The following is a 1,219-nucleotide window of genomic DNA, read 5'->3' as shown; positions in this document are numbered from 1 at the left end:
GCGAGGGTGGAGGTGGTGAGGGTGGCCGTACCGCCGACGAGGGTGCTGGTGCCGAGGAGGGTGGCGCCGTCGAAGAAGCTGACGGTGCCGGTGGGGATGCCGGCTCCCGGCGGTACGGCGGTGACCGTCGCCGTCAGGGTTTTCGCCTCACCGAAGACGGAGGGGTCGGGTGCGGAGGTGAGGGTGGTGGTGGTTGCCGCCTGGGTGACCGTCTGGGTGTCCACCGGGGACGTCGAACCCGTGAAGTTGGCGTTGCCGTTGTAGACGGCGGTGAGGGAGTGCGGCCCGACGGCGAGGGTGGAGGTGGTGAGGGTGGCGGTGCCGCCGCTGAGTGTCGCGGTGCCGATGAGGGTGGCGCCGTCGAAGAAGCTGACGGTGCCGGTGGGTGTGCCGGCTCCCGGCGGCACGGCAGTCACCGTCGCGGTGAGGGTCTTGGCCTGGCCGAAGACGGAGGGGTCGGGCGCCGACGTGAGGCCGGTGGTGGTTGCCGCCTGGGTGACCGTCTGGGTGTCCACGGGTGAGGTGGATCCGGTGTAGTTGGCGTTGCCGTTGTAGACGGCGGTGAGGGAGTGCGATCCGACGGCGAGGGTGGAGGTGGTGAGGGTGGCCGTACCGCCGACGAGTGTGCTGGTGCCGAGGAGGGTGGCGCCGTCGAAGAAGCTGACGGTGCCGGTGGGGATGCCGGCTCCCGGCGGTACGGCAGTCACCGTCGCCGTCAGGGTTTTGGCCTCACCGAAGACGGAGGGGTCGGGCGCCGACGTGAGGCCGGTGGTGGTTGCCGCCTGCGTCACCGTCTGGATGTCCACCGGGGACGTCGAACCCGTGAACTCCGCGTCCCCGCTGTAGACAGCCGTCAGGGAATGCGACCCGACCGGGAGAGCGGACGTGGTGAGGGTGGCGGTGCCGCCGACGAGGGTGCCCGTACCCAGCAGCGTCGCGCCGTCGAAGAAGTTGACGGTGCCGGTGGGTGTGCCGGCTCCCGGCGGTACGGCGGTGACCGTCGCGGTGAGGGTTTTCGCCTGGCCGAAGACGGAAGGATCGGGCGCGGAGGTGAGGGTGGTGGTGGTTGCCGCCTGGGTCACCGTCTGGATGTCCACCGGGGACGTCGAACCCGTGAAGTTGGCGTTGCCGTTGTAGACGGCGGTGAGGGAGTGCGATCCGACGGCGAGGGTGGAGGTGGTGAGGGTGGCCGTACCGCCGACGAGGGTGCTGGTGCCGA

Annotated in this window: 1 protein-coding gene; it reads right to left on the bottom strand. The window is 70.6% G+C overall.

Translation table 11 applies throughout. From position 1 onward, the window contains the following. A partial coding sequence (locus tag ACWDD7_RS37800) for an Ig-like domain-containing protein (RefSeq protein WP_450460724.1) occupies positions 1 to 1,219 on the bottom strand: 1,219 nt, incomplete at both ends.

This window comes from Streptomyces sp. NPDC001056 (genome assembly GCF_053598955.1).
The sequence above is the reverse complement of the archived record's forward strand: the minus strand, read 5'-3'. Positions and strand labels throughout refer to the sequence as shown.